This is a genomic window from Shinella sp. Sh6 (assembly GCF_055392685.1).
On sequence record NZ_AP044005.1, the window covers coordinates 3,662,110 to 3,677,804 of the forward strand.

Below are 15,695 nucleotides of genomic sequence, written 5' to 3' on the forward strand. Positions count from 1 at the left end.
GCAAGGCGCGGGCGGGCCCTCCGCTTACCGCCTCCCGCCCGCGCCGGCAACCGCCCGCCCGTCCGCGCGATGCCGTTCCGGCTTTGCTGTTGCCCGATCCCCACGAATACTCTAGCTCTCAGCCCATGCCGCACAAGGTCTCCCTCTCCCGCCTCAAGCTCACGGATTTCCGCAACTATGCGGGCCTGTCGCTTGCGCTCGACGGCCGGCATGTCGTGCTGACGGGGCAGAACGGGGCGGGCAAGACGAACCTCATGGAAGCCGTCTCCTTCCTCTCGCCCGGCCGGGGCCTGCGCCGCGCCGCCTATGGCGACGTGCCGCGCGCCGGGGGCGAGGGCGGTTTTTCCGTCTTCGCCACGGTCGACGGCATGATGGGCGAGGTCGATATCGGCACCGGCACGGAAGGCGGCGAGGACGGTCAGGCGCGCAAGCTCCGCCTCAACGGCACGCCGGCGCGGACCGTCGACGAATTGCTGGAGCACCTGCGCGTCCTCTGGCTGACGCCGTCGATGGACGGGCTCTTCACCGGCCCCTCGGCCGACCGCCGCCGCTTCCTCGACCGCCTCGTCCTCTCGCTCGATCCGGGCCACGGGCGCCGGGCGGCGGATTTCGAGAAGGCGATGCGCGGCCGCAACCGGCTGCTCTCCGAAGGAAGGCCGGACCCCGCCTGGCTGACGGCGCTGGAAAGGCAGATGGCCGAGCTCGGCATCGCGATGGCCCATGCCCGCCACGAGCTCGTCGGTCTCCTGTCCGGCCTCGTCGAGGCCGCGCGCGACGACGGGCCGTTCCCCTCCGCCACCATGCGCCTTTCCGGTTTCCTCGACGAGGAGTGGCAGCGGCCGGCCTACGAGATCGAGGAGATCTACCTCGCCCTGCTGCAGGAGGGCCGCTACCGCGACGCGGCCGCCGGACGCACGCTGGAAGGGCCGCACCGCGCCGATCTCCTCATCCGCCACCGCGAGAAGGACATGGAGGCCGAGCGCTGCTCGACGGGCGAGCAGAAGGCGCTGCTCGTCGGCCTTATCCTGGCCCATGCCGGCCTCGTCACCGGCATGACGGGCCATGCCCCGGTGCTGCTGCTCGACGAGATCGCCGCCCATCTCGACGAAGGCCGGCGCGCGGCGCTGTTCGACCGGGTGGATGCGCTCGGCGGCCAGGCCTTCATGACCGGCACGGATCGGGCGATGTTCGATGCGCTCGGCGCGCGTGCGCAATTCCTCACCGTCGCGAACGGAGGCATCCTGTCATGACCGATCCCCTGAGCCCCGAAGAGATCGACCGCTACCGTCGCCACATCGTGCTCGCCGAGATCGGCGGGGCGGGGCAGCAGAAGCTGAAGGCCGCCAATGTGCTGATCGTCGGCGCCGGCGGCCTCGGCGCGCCGGTCATCCAGTATCTCGCCGCCGCCGGCATCGGCCATATCGGCGTCCTTGACGACGACACGGTTTCGCTCTCCAACCTCCAGCGCCAGGTGATCCACGACACCGCCGGCCTCGGCACGGCGAAGATCGATAGCGCCGAGGCCGCCGTCGCCCGGCTCAACCCGCATGTGCGCTTTTCCGGCATGCCCGAGCGGCTGACGGCGGAAAACGCGCCGCGCCTCCTGGCCGGCTACGATCTCCTCATCGACGGTTCGGACAATTTCGACACGCGCTATGCCTCGGCGGACGCGGCCGAGGCCGCGCGCATCCCGCTCGTCACCGGCGCGGTCGGCCGTTTCGACGGCTCGCTGACGGTGCTGAAGCCCCACGAGGCGGGCCCGGACGGTGCGCTGAACCCCGGCTACCGCGACCTCTTCCCGTCCGCTCCGCCGCCCGGCGTCGTGCCCGCCTGCGCCGAAGCCGGCATCGTCGGCGCGCTGACGGGTGTCATCGGCACGCTGATGGCGATGGAGGCGATCAAGCTGGTCACGGGCGCCGGCGAGCCGCTGGTCGGCCGGCTGCTGCTCTACGACGGGCTGGCGGCGCGGTTCGAGACGCTGAAATACCGGCGGCGGAAGGGCTAGAGGCCCTCTCTGCCTGCCGGCATCTCCCCCACAAGGGGGGAGAAGGCTGGAGGCTTGCTCTTCCGTTCCATTTTCCCGCAAAGGGCACCGCACGGTAAGTCCCTCCCCCTTGTGGGGAGGGATTTAGGGAGGGGTCTTTTCTACACCCGCCCCGGCAGCACGCGGTCCGGCGGGCGGTGGCCGTCGAAGAAGGTGCGGATGTTGATCACCACCTTCTCGCCCATGTCGATGCGCCCCTCGATCGTCGCCGAGCTCATATGCGGCAGCAGCACGACCTTGCCCTCGGCGGCGAGCTTCAGGAGCTTGGGGTTGACCGAGGGCTCGTGCTCGAACACGTCGAGGCCGGCGCCGGCGATGCGGCCCTCGCGCAGGCACTTGATCAGCGCCGCCTCGTCGATGATGCCGCCGCGCGCCGTGTTGACGATGTAGCTCGTCGGCTGCATCAGCTCCAGCCGCCGGGCCGAGAGCAGGTGGAAGGTGGCGGGCGTCGAGGGGCAGTTGACCGAGACGATGTCGACGCGGGCGAGCATCTGGTCGAGGCTGTCCCAGTAGGTCGCCTCCAGCGCGTCCTCGGTGTCCGGGCGCACGCGGTTGCGGTTGTGGTAGTGGATGGAAAGGCCGAAGGCCTTGGCGCGCTTGGCGACGGCCGTGCCGATGCGGCCCATGCCGACGATGCCGAGCCGCTTGCCCGAGATGCGCCGGCCGAGCATCCAGGTCGGCGACCAGCCGGCCCATTCGCCCTTGCGGTCGGTGAGGATGCGCGCACCCTCGGCAAGCCGGCGCGGCACGGCGAGCATCAGCGCCATGGTCATGTCGGCCGTGTCCTCGGTCAGCACGTTCGGCGTGTTGGTGACGGTGATGCCCTTTCGCGCCGCCGCCTCCACGTCGACATTGTCGACGCCGTTGGAAAAGCAGGCGATCAGCTTCAGTTGCGGGCCGGCCTGCTCGATCAGCGCGGCGTCGATGCGGTCGGTCAGCGTCGGCACCAGCACGTCCGCGCTCTTGACGGCGGCGACGAGCTCGGGCTGGCTGCGCGGGGTGTCGTCGATGTTGAGTTCGGCGTCGAACAGCTCGCGCATCCGGGTCTCCACCACCTCGGGCAGGCGGCGGGTGATGTAGACCTTCGGTTTTTTCTTCTGCGTCATGGGATGTTCCGGCGTCCTGTTGACGGGTCCTTAACCAAGTTGGGCAAGGATTGCTTCATCAGGGGCATTTTCTACCAGACCCGGTCGCGAAGACAATCCGCCCTCTTGGCGGTTCCCGCGATTTGCCACCGCTGACCGGCCCGGCAGCCTGATGCCCTTTTCAGTCTAGTGCGGATTTTCCATGCGTAACCTCGTCGTGCGTATCAGCCTCGTCGCCCTCGCGGGCATCCTCGTTTCCGTCGCGGGCATCGAATTCGCCCATGCCCAGGCGGCCAAGGGGCCGAGCGGCCTGCCGCTGCCCCGCTTCGTCAGCCTCAAGGCGAAAAGCGTCAACCTGCGCGTCGGGCCCAGCGTCGACTATGCGGTGGCCTGGCGCTATCTCAAATCCGGCGTCCCGGTGGAGATCGTCCAGGAATACGACAACTGGCGCCGCATCCGCGATGCGGACGGCACGGAGGGCTGGGTCAACCAGGCGCTGCTCTCCGGCGAGCGCACCGCCCTGACCGCGCCGTGGATGCGCGGCAAGGGCGAGGATATCTTCGTCAACATGCGCCGCGAGGCCTCCTCCAACAGCGCCGTCGTCGCCAGGCTCCAGCCGGGCGTCGTCGTCAAGGTCGGCGAGTGCAACGGCGACTGGTGCCGCGCCGAGGTGGACGGCACGAGCGGATGGGTCGCGCAGGCCGAGATATGGGGCGCCTATCCGGGCGAAGCCTTCAAATAAGGCCGGCCTTGCGGGCCTCTTCCGCAAGCGACAGCAGCGGGCGGGGGCCGACCTGCTGGATGACGAGGCCGGCGGCAAGGCTGCCGAGCCGGCCGCAATCGGCAAGCGACCGCCCGGCCGTATAGCCGTAGAGGAAGCCGGCGGCATAGAGGTCGCCCGCGCCCGTCGTGTCGACGACACTCGGCACGCTGATCGCCTCCACCTTCGTGCGCTCGCCCTTCGAGAGGATGACGGAGCCTTCCTCGCTCATCGTCACGGCGGCCAGACGGCAGTCTTGGGAGATGCGCGTCAGCGCCTCCTCGAAATCGTCCGTCTCGTAGAGCGCCAGCGCCTCGGCCTTGTTGGCGAAGACGATGTCGACCGTGCCCGAGCGCATGAGGTCAAGGAACTCGCCGCGGTAGCGGTGGACGCAGAAACTGTCGGAAAGCGTCATCGACATCTCGCGGCCATGGGCATGGGCGATGCGCGCGCATTCGCGGATCGCGTCCTTGGCGCGCGGCGGGTCCCACAGATACCCTTCGAAATAGGTGACCTTGGCCTCGGCGACGACCTTCTCTTCCACGTCCTCCGGGCCGAGCTCCACGCAGGCGCCGAGATAGGTGTTCATCGAGCGCTCGCCGTCCGGCGTCACGAAGATCATCGAGCGGGCGGTCGGCGGGGTGCCCGCAAGCGGCTTCGTCTCGAAATGGACGCCCTGCGCGCGGATGTCGTGGATGAAGATGTCGCCGAGCTGGTCGCTCGCGACCTTGCCGAAATAGGCGGCCCTGCCGCCGAAGCTCGCAACGCCCGCGCCCGTATTGCCGGCGCTGCCGCCGGAGGCTTCGAGCGCCGGGCCCATGCGTGAATAGAGCAGCTCCGCCCGCTCCGCGTCGATGAGGTTCATCGCGCCCTTGATGATGCCGTTGTCCGCAATGAAGCTGTCGTCGCAGCGCGCGATGATGTCGACGATGGCGTTGCCGACCGTCAGCACGTCGAATGTCGTCATGAGGGGGATTCCCTTCCTGGAAGGTGAGGAGACCGGGGCAGCCCCTCATCCCGCTGCCGCGACCTTCTCCCCGCAAGCGGGGAGAAGGGATTTGTGGACAAGCCGTGCATCCTTTCCTTCGCCCCGCCTGCGGGGAGAAGGTGCCGGCAGGCGGATGAGGGGCCGCCTGAACCGCTTTGTCAGTCCTTGGCGCGTTCCACGTAGGAGCCGTCTTCCGTCGCGATGACGACGCGCGTGCCGGCGGTGATGTGCGGCGGCACCAGCGTGCGAACGCCGTTCGAGAGGATCGCCGGCTTGTAGGAGGAGGAGGCCGTCTGGCCCTTGACGACCGGCTCGGTCTCGACGATCTCGAGCGTGACGTGGCGCGGCAGGTCGATGGCGATGGCGATGCCCTCGTGCACCGAGAGCACCACGGTCATGCCTTCCTGGAGATAGACCTTCAGGTCGCCGATGTCCTCGGAGGACATGGTGAGCTGGTCGTAGGTCTCCGGGTTCATGAAGTGGTAGCCGTCGCCGTCTTCGTAAAGATAGTTGTGCTCGCGGTCTTCCACGAAGGCGCGCTCGACCTGCTCGGTCGTGCGGTAGCGCTCGGAGACCTTGGTGCCGTCGGAGATGCGGCGCATGTCGATCTGGGTGACCGGCGTGCCCTTGCCCGGATGGAAGTTCTGCGCCGTCAGCACGACATAGAGCTTGCCGTCGACGTCGAGCACATTGCCCTTGCGGACGGAAGAAGCGATGATCTTTACCATAAGTCTTCCTTGTAACTGAATGGATCGCGTCGTAGAGGAGCCTCGCAAGGCGTCTTCCCGAGCGCTGGAAAAAGCGTTTTCGGGGCCGCAACTATCCTATATTCCGGCAAAAGACCAGACTTACCGCCGGTAAGGCCGAAGAAACCGTCACGGAAAAGCCATGAACCGCAAGCCCTCGCCCTGGTGGACGCCCGACGTCCATGCCGATCGCCGGCCGTTCCTGCTTGCAAGGAACCGCATCCAGGCGGCGCTCAGGGCATGGTTCGCCATGCGCGATTTCATCGAGGTCGATACGGCGACGCTCCAGGTCTCGCCCGGCAACGAGGCGCACCTGCACGCCTTCGAGACGGCCGCCATCGGCCATGCCGGCACGAAGACGCCGCTCTATCTCCACACCTCGCCGGAATTCGCCTGCAAGAAGCTGCTGGCCGCAGGCGAAAAGCGCATCGCCTGCTTTGCCCATGTCTACCGCAACCGCGAGCGCGGGCCCCTGCACCATCCCGAGTTCACCATGCTGGAATGGTATCGCGCGGGCGAGGCCTATGACGTGCTGATGGAGGATTGCGCGCTGATCCTCGCGCTTGCCGCCGAGGTGGCGGGCGCCCCGATGCTCGTCTGGCGCGGCGCAACCTGCGATCCCGCGCTCCCGCCGGAGCGGCTGACGGTGGCCGAGGCCTTCCGTCGCCATGCCGGCATCGACCTCCTCTCGACGATGGAGCCGGACGGTGCGACGGATCGCGGCCGCCTTGCCGCCGCCATGCCGGCGGCGGGTCTTCGCGTTGCGGAAGACGATACCTGGGCCGACCTCTTCAGCCGCGTGCTGGTGGAGAAGGTGGAACCGGCGCTCGGCTTCGGCCGCGCCACTATCCTTTGCGAATATCCCGTGGCCGAGGCGGCGCTTGCCCGCCCCGCCGCGCACGACCGGCGCGTCGCCGAGCGTTTCGAGCTCTATGCCTGCGGTGTGGAACTGGCAAATGCCTTCGGCGAGCTGACGGACGCGGCCGAGCAGCGCCGCCGCTTCGAGCTGGAAATGGCGGAGAAGGCCCGTGTCTACGGCGAGACCTACCCGCTCGACGAGGATTTCCTCGCCGCCCTTGCCGCCATGCCCGAGGCGAGCGGCATTGCGCTCGGCTTCGACCGGCTCGTCATGCTGGCGACCGGCGCCTCGCGCATCGACCAGGTGCTGTGGGCGCCTGTCGCGGAGACCGCGCCATGACCGCCGCGCGCAGCCTGACGACGATCGGCGAGCTCAGCGCCGCCGGCCTCGTTCCCGAGGAGAAGCAGGCCGGCATGGCCGCCGTCGCCGCGCGCTATGCCGTCGCCGTCACCCCCGCGCTCGTCTCGCTGATCGACGGCGGCGATCCGGAAGATCCCATCGCCCGCCAGTTCATTCCCGACGCGGCCGAGCTCACCACCCTGCCGGAGGAGCGCGCCGATCCGATCGGCGACCTCGCGCATAGTCCGGTCGAGGGCATCGTGCACCGCTATCCGGACCGGGTGCTCCTGAAGGCCGTGCATGTCTGCCCGGTCTATTGCCGCTTCTGCTTCCGCCGCGAGATGGTCGGGCCGGAAGGGCTCGGCACGCTCTCGGCAAAGGCGCTCGACGCGGCCATCGGCTATATCGCCGGGCGGCCGGAAATCTGGGAAGTGATCCTGACGGGCGGCGATCCGCTCGTCCTTTCGCCGCGCCGCCTGCGGGCCATCATGGAGCGGCTGTCCGCCATCCCGCATGTCAAGGTCGTGCGCTTCCACACCCGCGTGCCGGTGGTCGATCCCGCGCGCATCGACGCCGCGCTGGTCGAGGCCCTGAAGGCCTCCGGCAAGGCGACCTATCTGGCGCTCCATGCCAACCATCCGCGCGAATTCACCGCCGAGGCCCGCGCCGCCATCGCCCGCATCGTCGATGCCGGCATCGCGATGATCAGCCAGACGGTGCTGCTGAGGGGCGTCAACGACGACGCGGCCGTGCTCGCCGATCTGATGCGGACCTTCGTCGAGAACCGGGTAAAGCCCTATTACCTGCACCATCCGGACCTTGCGCCCGGCACCGCGCATTTCCGCCTCACGCTCGCCGAGGGCAGGGCGCTGGTCGAGAGCCTGCGCGGCCGTATCTCCGGCCTCTGCCAGCCGGCCTATATCCTCGACATTCCCGGCGGCCACGGCAAGGTGCGGGCGGATTCCATGGCCGTCGAGGAGGCCGACGACGGCTGCTTCCGCCTGCGCGATTTCCGCGGCAGGACGCATGTCTATCCGCCGGAAGAGGGCTAGCAGGGCGGCTGGCTCCGCCTTTGGAAGGCCTCAACGCCTCCGCCGTCATGCTCGGGCTTGACCCGAGCATCCATCCCGCCGCACGCCGTGTTTCGTGGATCCTCGGGTCAAGCCCGAGGATGACGAAAGGAGAGGTGTGCCCGAGGAAACAAACGAAACGTCCGTCTCCACCAGCCTCAAAACTCTTCCCAGTTCCCTTCCGCACCCGTCTCCTGCCGCACGCCGAGCGCGCCGGCGAGCTTTTCGCTGAGGGCGAGGGCCGGGGAACCGACCGGGCGGGAGGTGTTCGAGGCGGGCTTGACGTTCCACTGGCCGGGGGACTTGCGGGCGACCTTCGGCTCCGGGGCGGCCATGGCAGGCGGCGTCGGGGCGGCGGGCACGACGTGGAGGTGCGGCGCATGCATCGTGCGGCCGGCTGCAGCGCCGGCGCCGACATTGAAGCGGCCGATCAGCGCGTTCAGCGCCTGCACTTCCGAGGCGAGGCCGTGGCTTGCCGCCGTCGTCTCCTCGACCATGGCGGCGTTCTTCTGCGTGCCCTGGTCCATGGTGTTGACGGCGGTGTTGATCTCCTGAAGGCCCGTCGACTGCTCGCGGGCGGCCTCGACGATGGCCTGGACGTGGCCGTTGATCTCCTGCACCTCGGTCACGATGGTCTGGAGCGCGCGGCCCGTGTCGCCGACAAGCGAGACGCCGCTCTTGACCTGCTCGCCGGAGGTGGTGATCAGCGCCTTGATCTCCTTGGCGGCCTGGGCTGAGCGCTGGGCGAGCTCGCGCACTTCCTGCGCGACGACCGCAAAGCCCTTGCCGGCTTCGCCTGCACGGGCAGCCTCGACGCCGGCGTTGAGGGCCAGCAGGTTCGTCTGGAAGGCGATCTCGTCGATCACGCCGATGATGTTGGTGATCTCGCTGGAGGACTTCTCGATCTCCTGCATGGCCGCGACGGCGCGGCGCACGATCTCGCCGGATTTTTCCGCGCCGGAACGGGTGCGGGCGACGAGGGCGCCGGCCTCTTCCGCCCGCTTGGTGGAATCCTTGACGGTCGTGGTGATCTCCTCGAGCGCGGCGGCGGTCTCCTCGACGGAGGCGGCCTGCTGCTCGGTGCGGCGCGACAGGTCGTCGGCGGCGGCGCGGATCTGGCTGGCGCCGGCATCGATTGCCCGTGCGTTCTCGCCGACCTCGCGCAGCGCATCGCTGAGGCGCGAGACGGAGGCGTTGAAGTCTTCGCGCAGGCGGTCGAGATCGCCGTCGAACGGCTTTTCGATGCGGCAGGTCATGTCGCCCGACGCGAGCTTGCCGAGCGCTTCGGCAAGGCTTGCGACGGCCTCCTGCACGCGGCCGCTGTCGCGCGTGCGCTCGGCCTCGCGGGCCTGGCGCTCGCCGTCGGCGCGGCGCCGGTCGTCCTCGCCCTGGCGCTCCAGGCGCTGGCGTTCGGCGGCATTGTCCCGGAAGACGGCGACGGTGCCGGCCATGTCGCCGATCTCGTCCGTGCGGTCGGCATGGGGAATGGCGGCGGCGGTGTCGCCCTCGGCAAGGCGCTTCATGGCGCCGGCAAGGCCGTTGAGCGGCTTCACGACGCGGCGGTTGACGAGAAAGATCGCGGCGATGGCAATGCCCATGGCGGCGGCGAGCGAAGCCCAGGTGAGCAGGAAGGCGGAGCCCTCCTCGGCGCGGGCGTCGAGGATCGTTTCCTCCGTCACCTTCTGCGTGCGGGCGACGAGGTCGTTGAGCGAGGCGGTGATCGCGTCGGCGCTCGCCTGCATCGGGCCCTTGTAGACCTCAAGAGCCGGCCCCTTGGCGGCGATGGCGGAGAACTGGATCAGCTTTGCGGATTCGTCGAGATAGGTCTTCAGCGCCGCCTTGATGCCGTCGATCTCGGCGGCCGCGTCCGCATCGCCGGCATTGGCCGCGGCGTAGGAATCGACCATGCCGGCAAAGGCATCCGCCCGTTCCTTGATGCGCGCCTCGATGCGGCCGATCTCGTCGGGATCCATCGACAGCAGGTGCTCGGAATAGGTGGCGTTGAGATCGGAGAAGGCGTGGCTGAGCTGCAGAATGCCGCTTAGCTGCGGCATGCGTTCGCTGCCGATCCGCTCGATCGAGCCGGTCATCGCCGAGAGCGAGCGGAAGGCGACGACGCCCTGAAGGCCCCCGAGGACCACCATCAGAAGGAAGAGCGCGGGCAGGAGCCTGCTGATCCGGACATTGCGCATGACAGTTCCCTGATTTTTGGCCCGCGCGGTTGCGGGCATGTGTGCGCGGGAGTCTAGAAGCGGCGGTTTAACACGCGCTTAATGGAGACTGCCGCCGCCTGCCTTGCCGGCCGCTTTTCCGCATCCCATATGCTGGTCGAACAGGAGTTTTCGATGATCCTCGATGCCGCGCGGCTTTCGCTCGCCAATCTCTTCGCCCCCGAGACGCGGCGCGTCTTCTGGAAGGTGCTCGGGCTCACCGTGCTTGCCCTCGTCATCGTCTGGTTCGCGCTGCGGGAAAGCTTCATCGCCTTCGCCTGGCCGTGGCTCCAGGGCGCGCTCGTGCCGGACCTGCCGCAATGGGCCGGCTGGCTCACCTTAATTTTCGGCATCCTCGCCAGCATCGGGCTGGCGCTCGGCCTTGCGCTGCTGCTTGCGCCGGTGACGGCGATCATCGCCGGCTTCTTCCTCGACGACGTCGCCGAGGTCATCGAAAAGCGCGACTATCCGGCCGACGAGCCCGGCACGGCGCTGCCGCTCGGCCCGGCAATCCTCGGCTCGGTGAAGTTCCTCGGCATCGTCATCGCCGGCAACCTTCTTGCGCTTTTCCTGCTGTTCGTGCCGGGCGTGAACCTCGTCGCCTTCTTCGTCGTCAACGGCTACCTGCTCGGCCGGGAATTCTTCGAATTCGCGGCGATACGCCACCGCCCGCCGGAAGAAGCGCGCCTCTTCCGCGCCAAGCATGCCGCGACGGTCCTTCTCGCCGGCCTCATGATTGCGGCCTTCCTCGCGATCCCCGTCGTCAACCTCCTGACGCCGCTCTTCGCCGCCGGCCTGATGGTGCATCTCCACAAGGCGCTTTCCCGGAAGGATCCGGGTTTTGCGGCCTCCTCCGTTAGTCCGTAGCCCCGACGGCCTGCGGCGGCAGCTCGACGAGCGGCGCGGGCACGTCTGAGGTCTTCTCCGGCGACTTGCAGAGGTCGGCGATGATACAGTGCTCGCATTCGGGCCGGCGCGCCTTGCAACAGTAGCGCCCGTGCAGGATCAGCCAGTGGTGCGCGTGGTAGAGATATTCGTCCGGGATGATGCGGATCAGCTTCTCCTCCACCTCGTCCGGCGTCTTGCCGGGGGCAAGGCGCAGCCGGTTGGCGATGCGGAAGATGTGGGTGTCGACGGCAAGCGTCGCCTGGCCGAAGGCCATGGAGAGAACCACGTTCGCCGTCTTGCGGCCGACGCCCGGCAGCATGACCAGCTCCTCGCGGGTGCGCGGCACCTCGCCGCCGAATTTCTCCACGAGCATCCGGCTGAGCGCGATGACGTTCCTGGCCTTGTTGCGGTAGAGGCCGATCGTCTTGATGTAGTCGCGCACCTTCTCCTCGCCGAGCGCCAGCATCTTCTCCGGCGTGTCGGCGACCTTGAAGAGGGCGCGCGTCGCCTTGTTGACGCCGGCATCGGTCGCCTGGGCGGAGAGCGCCACAGCGACGACCAGCGTGAACGGATTGACGTGCTCCAGCTCGCCCTTCGGCTCCGGTCGCTGGATGGAGAAGCGCCGGAAGATCTCCTTGATCTCATCCTGCGAATAGAGGCTCTTCGGCCGCGCCGGCGCCTTTCGGGGCCTTGCGGCGGCAGGCGTTTTCTTTTTGGTCTTTCCGTTTTCCATGATGCTTCTATAGTCATTGGTCATGACGCAAGGCAACGCCGACTTCTCGATGAACGACCGTCCGGTCTTCTCCGCCGAGCTGCATCCCTACCGCTCGCTCGGGCGCAACGGGCACCGCGTGTTCTTCCTCATCGCCGGTGCGCTCAGCGTCGCGCACATGGCCGTCTTCCTGCTGTCCGGCGCCTGGCCGATCGTCCTGTTCTTCGGCGCGGATTTCCTCATTCTCTTCGGCGCCTTCTGGCTGAACAACCGGGCGGCGAAGGCCCGCGAGATCGTCTCGCTCTCGCGCACCAACATCTCGATCCGCAAGATCAGTCCGTCCGGCCGGGAGACGGAGCACGTCTTCAACCCGTTCTGGGCGCGCTTCCTCGTCTCGCGCAAGCCGAAGATCGGCATCACCGCCATGCATGTGCGCGGCAGCGGGCACGAGACCGATGTCGGCACTTTCCTGCCGCTCGACGACCGCGAGCGCTTCGCTTCCGCCTTTTCAGGCGCACTCGCGCGGGTAAAACGCGGCTACTAGCAGGCGTGCAGGAAACGGGTGGCGGGCGCGTTGGCGGCGTGCTTTTCTGGCGGCACAGGAGAAAACCGATGAACATTGCCGCGACCTTGAAAACCGACATCACGCCCGAAGGCGGCGACTATTCGACCGTCCGCCGGGTCATCGAGATGATCACGGAGGATTATCGCGAGCAGCCGGGGCTGGACGATATCGCCGGCCGGCTCGGCCAGTCGCCGACACAGCTCCAGAAGACCTTCACCCGCTGGGCCGGCCTCTCGCCGAAGGCCTTCCTGCAGGCCGTCACGCTCGACCATGCCAAGCGGCTCCTGCGCCAGGAGGAATTGCCGCTCCTGGAGACGAGCTTCGAGGTGGGGCTTTCCGGCCCCGGCCGCCTGCACGACCTCTTCGTCACGCACGAGGCCATGTCGCCCGGCGAATGGAAGGCGCGCGGGGCGGGCCTGACGATCCGCTACGGCCTGCACCCCTCGCCCTTCGGCGGCGCGCTCGTCATGATCACCGACCGCGGCCTTGCCGGCCTTGCCTTCACCGACGAGTCGGACGGCATGGATGCCTTCGAGGACATGGCCTCCCGCTGGCCGAACGCGCATTACGTCGAGGACGTCGAGGCGACCGCCGCCTATGCGGAACGCATCTTCGATCCGAAGCGCTGGGACCCGAAGGCGCCCCTGCGCGTCGTGCTGATCGGCTCGGATTTCCAGGTCCGCGTCTGGGAGGCGCTGCTGCGCATCCCCATGGGCTGCGCCGTCACCTATTCGTCCATCGCCGAAAAGCTCGGCCAGCCGACCGCCTCGCGCGCGGTGGGCGCGGCGGTCGGCCGCAACCCCATCTCCTTCGTCGTGCCCTGCCACCGCGCGCTCGGCAAGAGCGGCGCGCTGACCGGCTACCACTGGGGCCTCACGCGCAAGCGCGCGATGCTCGGCTGGGAATCGGGCAAGGCCTGAAAAGGAAAGGGCGGCTAGAACGCCGGTTGCCGGGGGGTATCGGCAACCCGTTGTTCGGCGTATTTCGATGGCGGCAACCCGACGAAACGGGTGAAGGCCGTGCTGAAGGCGCTGGCGGAACCGTAGCCGACCTGCTCGGCTATCTCGTGCATTCCCGCATTTCCTCGCCCGAGCAGATTTTTGGCGAGAGCCATGCGCCATGAGGTCAGGTATTCGATCGGCGTAAGGCCCATCACGCGGCGGAACCGATGGAAGAAGGCCGAGCGGGAAAGCGCCGCCTCACGGGCCAGTTGCTCTACGGTCCACTCTTTCCCGGGGTCTTCATGCAACAGGCGGATGACGGTCACCAGACGGCGGTCGCCCAGTCCCCGGAGAATTCCGCGCGGTGCGGTTTCGCCGACTGTCGAGCGCAGGGCTTCCAGCAATAGGACCTCCAGCAGGCGCGCCAGGATCATCTCCCGCGCGGGCCTCTCGGCGCGGGCTTCGTCGGTCAGAAGCTGAACGATGGTCGAAAGCCTTTGATCGCCGCGGATATGTATGAGTTGCGGCATCAGCGAGACCAGCAACGTCGCGTCCGGCGATCCGAAGGTGAAGTGCCCGACGAGCAGCCGCGCGTTGATGGGGCCGCCTGGATTTCCGTGTCTCGTTTCCGCGGGAAGCATGGTGACGGTCAGCGGGTCGATACCTGTTTCGCTCTCTTTCTCAAGGCCCGACATGCTGAAGGAATAGGCTGCGGGAATAAGGACAAAATCTCCGCGCTGAAGAAGACGCGCCTCGTTGCCCGACACCGCAAGACGCGAGGCCCCTTCCAGGATCACGCAATAAAACGGCTGCCCCGTCTCCTCACGCTCGACGCGCCACGCGCCTGCGCCGCTGACGACCTTGGAATAGGGCGCGCCCGGCTGTAACAGGGCGATGATTTCTGCCAAGGGGTCGCTCAAAACGATACTCTCGATAATAAATGCTGGATTTTTCATTATGGAAGATGCTGCCCACCCCGTCTACCCTGACACGATCAATTCAGGCACGGGAAACGAATATGAAGTCTGTTTTCATCACCGGCTGCTCGTCCGGGTTCGGACGGGACACCGCAAAATTCTTCATCGAGAACGGCTGGAAAGTCGTGGCGGTGATGCGGACGCCCGATGAAGGCATCCTGCCGCGTTCGGAGAACCTGAAGATTGTCGCATTGGACGTGAAAAATCCCGAGAGCATCCGTAAGGCGATCGATGCGGCCGGCCCAATCGACGTGCTGGTGAACAACGCAGGCATCGGTTGGCTGAACGCAGCCGAAGCGACGTCCATCGAAACGATGCGCGATCTCTTCGAAACGAACACGTTCGGAACGATCGCGATGACCCGGGCGGTATTGCCTCAATTCAGAGAACGCGGGGACGGGGTTGTTGTCAATGTCAGTTCAAGCGTGACGCTGAAGCCGCTACCGCTGCTCTCGATATACACCGCCAGCAAGGCGGCGGTGAACGCATTCACGGAATCCGTCGCGTTGGAACTCGCACCATTCAATGTGCGTGTCCGGATTGTACTGCCGGGGCGTGCTCCGGACACACGCTTCGGCGACACCGCCCGGTCCCGCGTGCAGCGCCAAGGCGGCTTTCCTGATGCCTATGCCTCGGTCGTCGCGGGCGTCTTCGCCGCATGGGAGCAGCAGCAGCACGCGGAATGCACCCGATCGGCCGATGTCGTCGAGGCAATATGGCGTGCGGCGACCGATCCGTCATCGCCGATGCGCATACCTGCCGGCGCTGACGCCGTGGCTTTGTCTGCCTAACCGCAGCTTGTGGCCGGCTGGAGCGCTTGACCTTGCCGCGCCATCAAAAGCCGGCCTTCGTCATTTCGTGCCGTACATGCGGTCTCCCGCGTCCCCGAGGCCGGGCACGATATAGCCCTTCTCGTTGAGCTGGCGGTCGATGGAGGCGGTGTAGACCGGTACGTCCGGGTGATGGGCGCGGAAGCTCCTGATGCCTTCCGGCGCGGCGAGCAGGCAGAGGAAGCGGATGTTCGTCGCGCCGCGGCTCTTCAGCGTGTCGATGGCGGCGATGGCCGAATTGCCGGTGGCCAGCATCGGGTCGACGACGATGACGAGGCGCTCGGCGATGCTGTCGGGCGCCTTGAAGAAATATTCCACCGCCTCCAGCGTCTCGTGGTCGCGGTAGACGCCGATATGCGAGACGCGGGCCGAAGGCACGAGTTCCAGCATGCCTTCGAGCAGGCCGTTGCCGGCGCGCAGGATCGAGGCGAAGACCAGCTTCTTGCCTTCGAGGACCGGCGCGTCGATCTCCTCCAGCGGCGTCTCGATGCGCGCGGTCGTCAATTCAAGGTCGCGCGTCACCTCGTAGCAGAGGAGCGTGGAGATCTCGCGCAGCAGGCGGCGGAAGCTGCCCGTCGACGTTTCCTTCTTGCGCATGATGGTCAGCTTGTGCTGCACGAGCGGGTGATCGATGACTGTAACGCCGTCCATGGCCAACCTTCCGGAACTGAGTAAACGCCT

The 15,695-nt window shown here is 67.3% G+C and carries 16 protein-coding genes; 9 read left to right on the top strand and 7 right to left on the bottom strand.

Annotation, left to right across the window (positions count from 1 at the left end):
* The first annotated feature begins 125 nt into the window (after positions 1–125).
* On the top strand, positions 126–1,250 hold the full coding sequence (gene recF, locus ACZ5TO_RS17455) for a DNA replication/repair protein RecF (RefSeq protein WP_464798993.1): 1,125 nt from the start codon (positions 126–128) through the stop codon (positions 1,248–1,250).
* Entirely contained in the window at positions 1,247–2,005 is a 759-nt protein-coding gene (gene moeB, locus ACZ5TO_RS17460; RefSeq protein ID WP_464798994.1) for a molybdopterin-synthase adenylyltransferase MoeB, read from the top strand. Before recF ends, moeB begins: the two co-directional genes overlap by 4 nt.
* A 140-nt stretch (positions 2,006–2,145) precedes the next feature.
* On the opposite strand, the gene ACZ5TO_RS17465 is transcribed toward moeB, so the two are convergent.
* Positions 2,146–3,150: a 2-hydroxyacid dehydrogenase gene (locus ACZ5TO_RS17465; RefSeq protein ID WP_184144378.1), complete on the bottom strand. Its 1,005-nt coding sequence runs from the start codon at positions 3,148–3,150 to the stop codon at positions 2,146–2,148.
* A 181-nt stretch (positions 3,151–3,331) separates the two neighbouring features.
* Between ACZ5TO_RS17465 and ACZ5TO_RS17470 the strand changes: the two genes are divergently transcribed.
* Positions 3,332–3,871 (top strand): SH3 domain-containing protein, encoded by a 540-nt coding sequence (locus ACZ5TO_RS17470; RefSeq protein WP_464798995.1) that lies wholly within the window; start codon positions 3,332–3,334, stop codon positions 3,869–3,871.
* Here the strand turns inward: ACZ5TO_RS17470 and ACZ5TO_RS17475 are convergent.
* Complete coding sequence (locus ACZ5TO_RS17475) at positions 3,864–4,856, bottom strand: adenosine kinase (RefSeq protein ID WP_464798996.1); 993 nt, start codon at positions 4,854–4,856, stop codon at positions 3,864–3,866. The two genes, ACZ5TO_RS17470 and ACZ5TO_RS17475, sit on opposite strands and share 8 nt — an antisense overlap.
* A gap of 179 nt (positions 4,857–5,035) precedes the next feature.
* Entirely contained in the window at positions 5,036–5,605 is a 570-nt protein-coding gene (efp, locus tag ACZ5TO_RS17480) for an elongation factor P (protein ID WP_184144381.1), read from the bottom strand.
* 160 nt (positions 5,606–5,765) lie between these two features.
* Between efp and epmA the strand changes: the two genes are divergently transcribed.
* Together epmA and ACZ5TO_RS17490 are read left to right on the top strand one after the other, a co-directional pair.
* Positions 5,766–6,821, top strand: a complete 1,056-nt coding sequence (epmA, locus tag ACZ5TO_RS17485) for an EF-P lysine aminoacylase EpmA (RefSeq protein ID WP_464798997.1) — start codon at positions 5,766–5,768, stop codon at positions 6,819–6,821.
* Positions 6,818–7,873 (top strand): lysine-2,3-aminomutase-like protein, encoded by a 1,056-nt coding sequence (locus ACZ5TO_RS17490; RefSeq protein ID WP_464798998.1) that lies wholly within the window; start codon positions 6,818–6,820, stop codon positions 7,871–7,873. Before epmA ends, ACZ5TO_RS17490 begins: the two co-directional genes overlap by 4 nt.
* 176 nt (positions 7,874–8,049) lie before the next feature.
* Here the strand turns inward: ACZ5TO_RS17490 and ACZ5TO_RS17495 are convergent, their stop codons facing one another.
* Positions 8,050–10,083: a HAMP domain-containing methyl-accepting chemotaxis protein gene (locus ACZ5TO_RS17495; protein ID WP_464798999.1), complete on the bottom strand. Its 2,034-nt coding sequence runs from the start codon at positions 10,081–10,083 to the stop codon at positions 8,050–8,052.
* Between the two features lie 153 nt (positions 10,084–10,236).
* Here ACZ5TO_RS17495 and ACZ5TO_RS17500 point away from each other — a divergent pair, with 153 nt between their 5' ends.
* A complete protein-coding gene (locus ACZ5TO_RS17500; protein ID WP_464800416.1) occupies positions 10,237–10,968 on the top strand; it encodes a sulfate transporter family protein in 732 nt (243 codons plus the stop codon).
* On the opposite strand, the gene nth is transcribed toward ACZ5TO_RS17500, so the two are convergent.
* Positions 10,958–11,746 (bottom strand): endonuclease III, encoded by a 789-nt coding sequence (nth, locus tag ACZ5TO_RS17505; RefSeq protein ID WP_464799000.1) that lies wholly within the window; start codon positions 11,744–11,746, stop codon positions 10,958–10,960. The genes ACZ5TO_RS17500 and nth overlap by 11 nt on opposite strands.
* Between nth and ACZ5TO_RS17510 the strand changes: the two genes are divergently transcribed.
* Positions 11,745–12,245 (top strand): DUF2244 domain-containing protein, encoded by a 501-nt coding sequence (locus ACZ5TO_RS17510; protein ID WP_184144387.1) that lies wholly within the window; start codon positions 11,745–11,747, stop codon positions 12,243–12,245. The genes nth and ACZ5TO_RS17510 overlap by 2 nt on opposite strands.
* A 68-nt stretch (positions 12,246–12,313) precedes the next feature.
* The gene (locus ACZ5TO_RS17515) at positions 12,314–13,186 is read left to right on the top strand and encodes a methylated-DNA--[protein]-cysteine S-methyltransferase (protein WP_464799001.1); all 873 of its coding nucleotides are present in this window, start codon (positions 12,314–12,316) and stop codon (positions 13,184–13,186) included.
* 14 nt (positions 13,187–13,200) lie between these two features.
* Here the strand turns inward: ACZ5TO_RS17515 and ACZ5TO_RS17520 are convergent, their stop codons facing one another.
* Positions 13,201–14,127, bottom strand: coding sequence for an AraC family transcriptional regulator (locus tag ACZ5TO_RS17520; RefSeq protein ID WP_464800417.1), 927 nt, complete (start codon positions 14,125–14,127; stop codon positions 13,201–13,203).
* A 98-nt stretch (positions 14,128–14,225) separates the two neighbouring features.
* On the opposite strand from ACZ5TO_RS17520, the gene ACZ5TO_RS17525 reads away from it, so the two are divergent.
* Positions 14,226–14,975 carry an SDR family oxidoreductase gene (locus ACZ5TO_RS17525; RefSeq protein WP_464799002.1) on the top strand — a complete coding sequence of 250 codons (750 nt, stop codon included), beginning with the start codon at positions 14,226–14,228 and terminating at the stop codon, positions 14,973–14,975.
* Positions 14,976–15,035: 60 nt separating this feature from the next.
* On the opposite strand, the gene upp is transcribed toward ACZ5TO_RS17525, so the two are convergent.
* Positions 15,036–15,665, bottom strand: coding sequence for a uracil phosphoribosyltransferase (gene upp, locus ACZ5TO_RS17530; protein ID WP_184144390.1), 630 nt, complete (start codon positions 15,663–15,665; stop codon positions 15,036–15,038).
* Positions 15,666–15,695: the final 30 nt, after the last annotated feature.

Excerpts from the sequence above, each read along its gene's own strand:
- recF (WP_464798993.1), top strand. The coding sequence starts at position 126 with ATGCCGCACAAGGTCTCCCTCTCCCGCCTCAAGCTCACGGATTTCCGC.
- moeB (WP_464798994.1), top strand. The coding sequence starts at position 1,247 with ATGACCGATCCCCTGAGCCCCGAAGAGATCGACCGCTACCGTCGCCAC.
- ACZ5TO_RS17465 (WP_184144378.1), bottom strand. The coding sequence starts at position 3,150 with ATGACGCAGAAGAAAAAACCGAAGGTCTACATCACCCGCCGCCTGCCC.
- ACZ5TO_RS17470 (WP_464798995.1), top strand. The coding sequence starts at position 3,332 with ATGCGTAACCTCGTCGTGCGTATCAGCCTCGTCGCCCTCGCGGGCATC.
- ACZ5TO_RS17475 (WP_464798996.1), bottom strand. The coding sequence starts at position 4,856 with ATGACGACATTCGACGTGCTGACGGTCGGCAACGCCATCGTCGACATC.
- efp (WP_184144381.1), bottom strand. The coding sequence starts at position 5,605 with ATGGTAAAGATCATCGCTTCTTCCGTCCGCAAGGGCAATGTGCTCGAC.
- epmA (WP_464798997.1), top strand. The coding sequence starts at position 5,766 with ATGAACCGCAAGCCCTCGCCCTGGTGGACGCCCGACGTCCATGCCGAT.
- ACZ5TO_RS17490 (WP_464798998.1), top strand. The coding sequence starts at position 6,818 with ATGACCGCCGCGCGCAGCCTGACGACGATCGGCGAGCTCAGCGCCGCC.
- ACZ5TO_RS17495 (WP_464798999.1), bottom strand. The coding sequence starts at position 10,083 with ATGCGCAATGTCCGGATCAGCAGGCTCCTGCCCGCGCTCTTCCTTCTG.
- ACZ5TO_RS17500 (WP_464800416.1), top strand. The coding sequence starts at position 10,237 with ATGATCCTCGATGCCGCGCGGCTTTCGCTCGCCAATCTCTTCGCCCCC.
- ACZ5TO_RS17510 (WP_184144387.1), top strand. The coding sequence starts at position 11,745 with ATGACGCAAGGCAACGCCGACTTCTCGATGAACGACCGTCCGGTCTTC.
- nth (WP_464799000.1), bottom strand. The coding sequence starts at position 11,746 with ATGACCAATGACTATAGAAGCATCATGGAAAACGGAAAGACCAAAAAG.
- ACZ5TO_RS17515 (WP_464799001.1), top strand. The coding sequence starts at position 12,314 with ATGAACATTGCCGCGACCTTGAAAACCGACATCACGCCCGAAGGCGGC.
- ACZ5TO_RS17525 (WP_464799002.1), top strand. The coding sequence starts at position 14,226 with ATGAAGTCTGTTTTCATCACCGGCTGCTCGTCCGGGTTCGGACGGGAC.
- upp (WP_184144390.1), bottom strand. The coding sequence starts at position 15,665 with ATGGACGGCGTTACAGTCATCGATCACCCGCTCGTGCAGCACAAGCTG.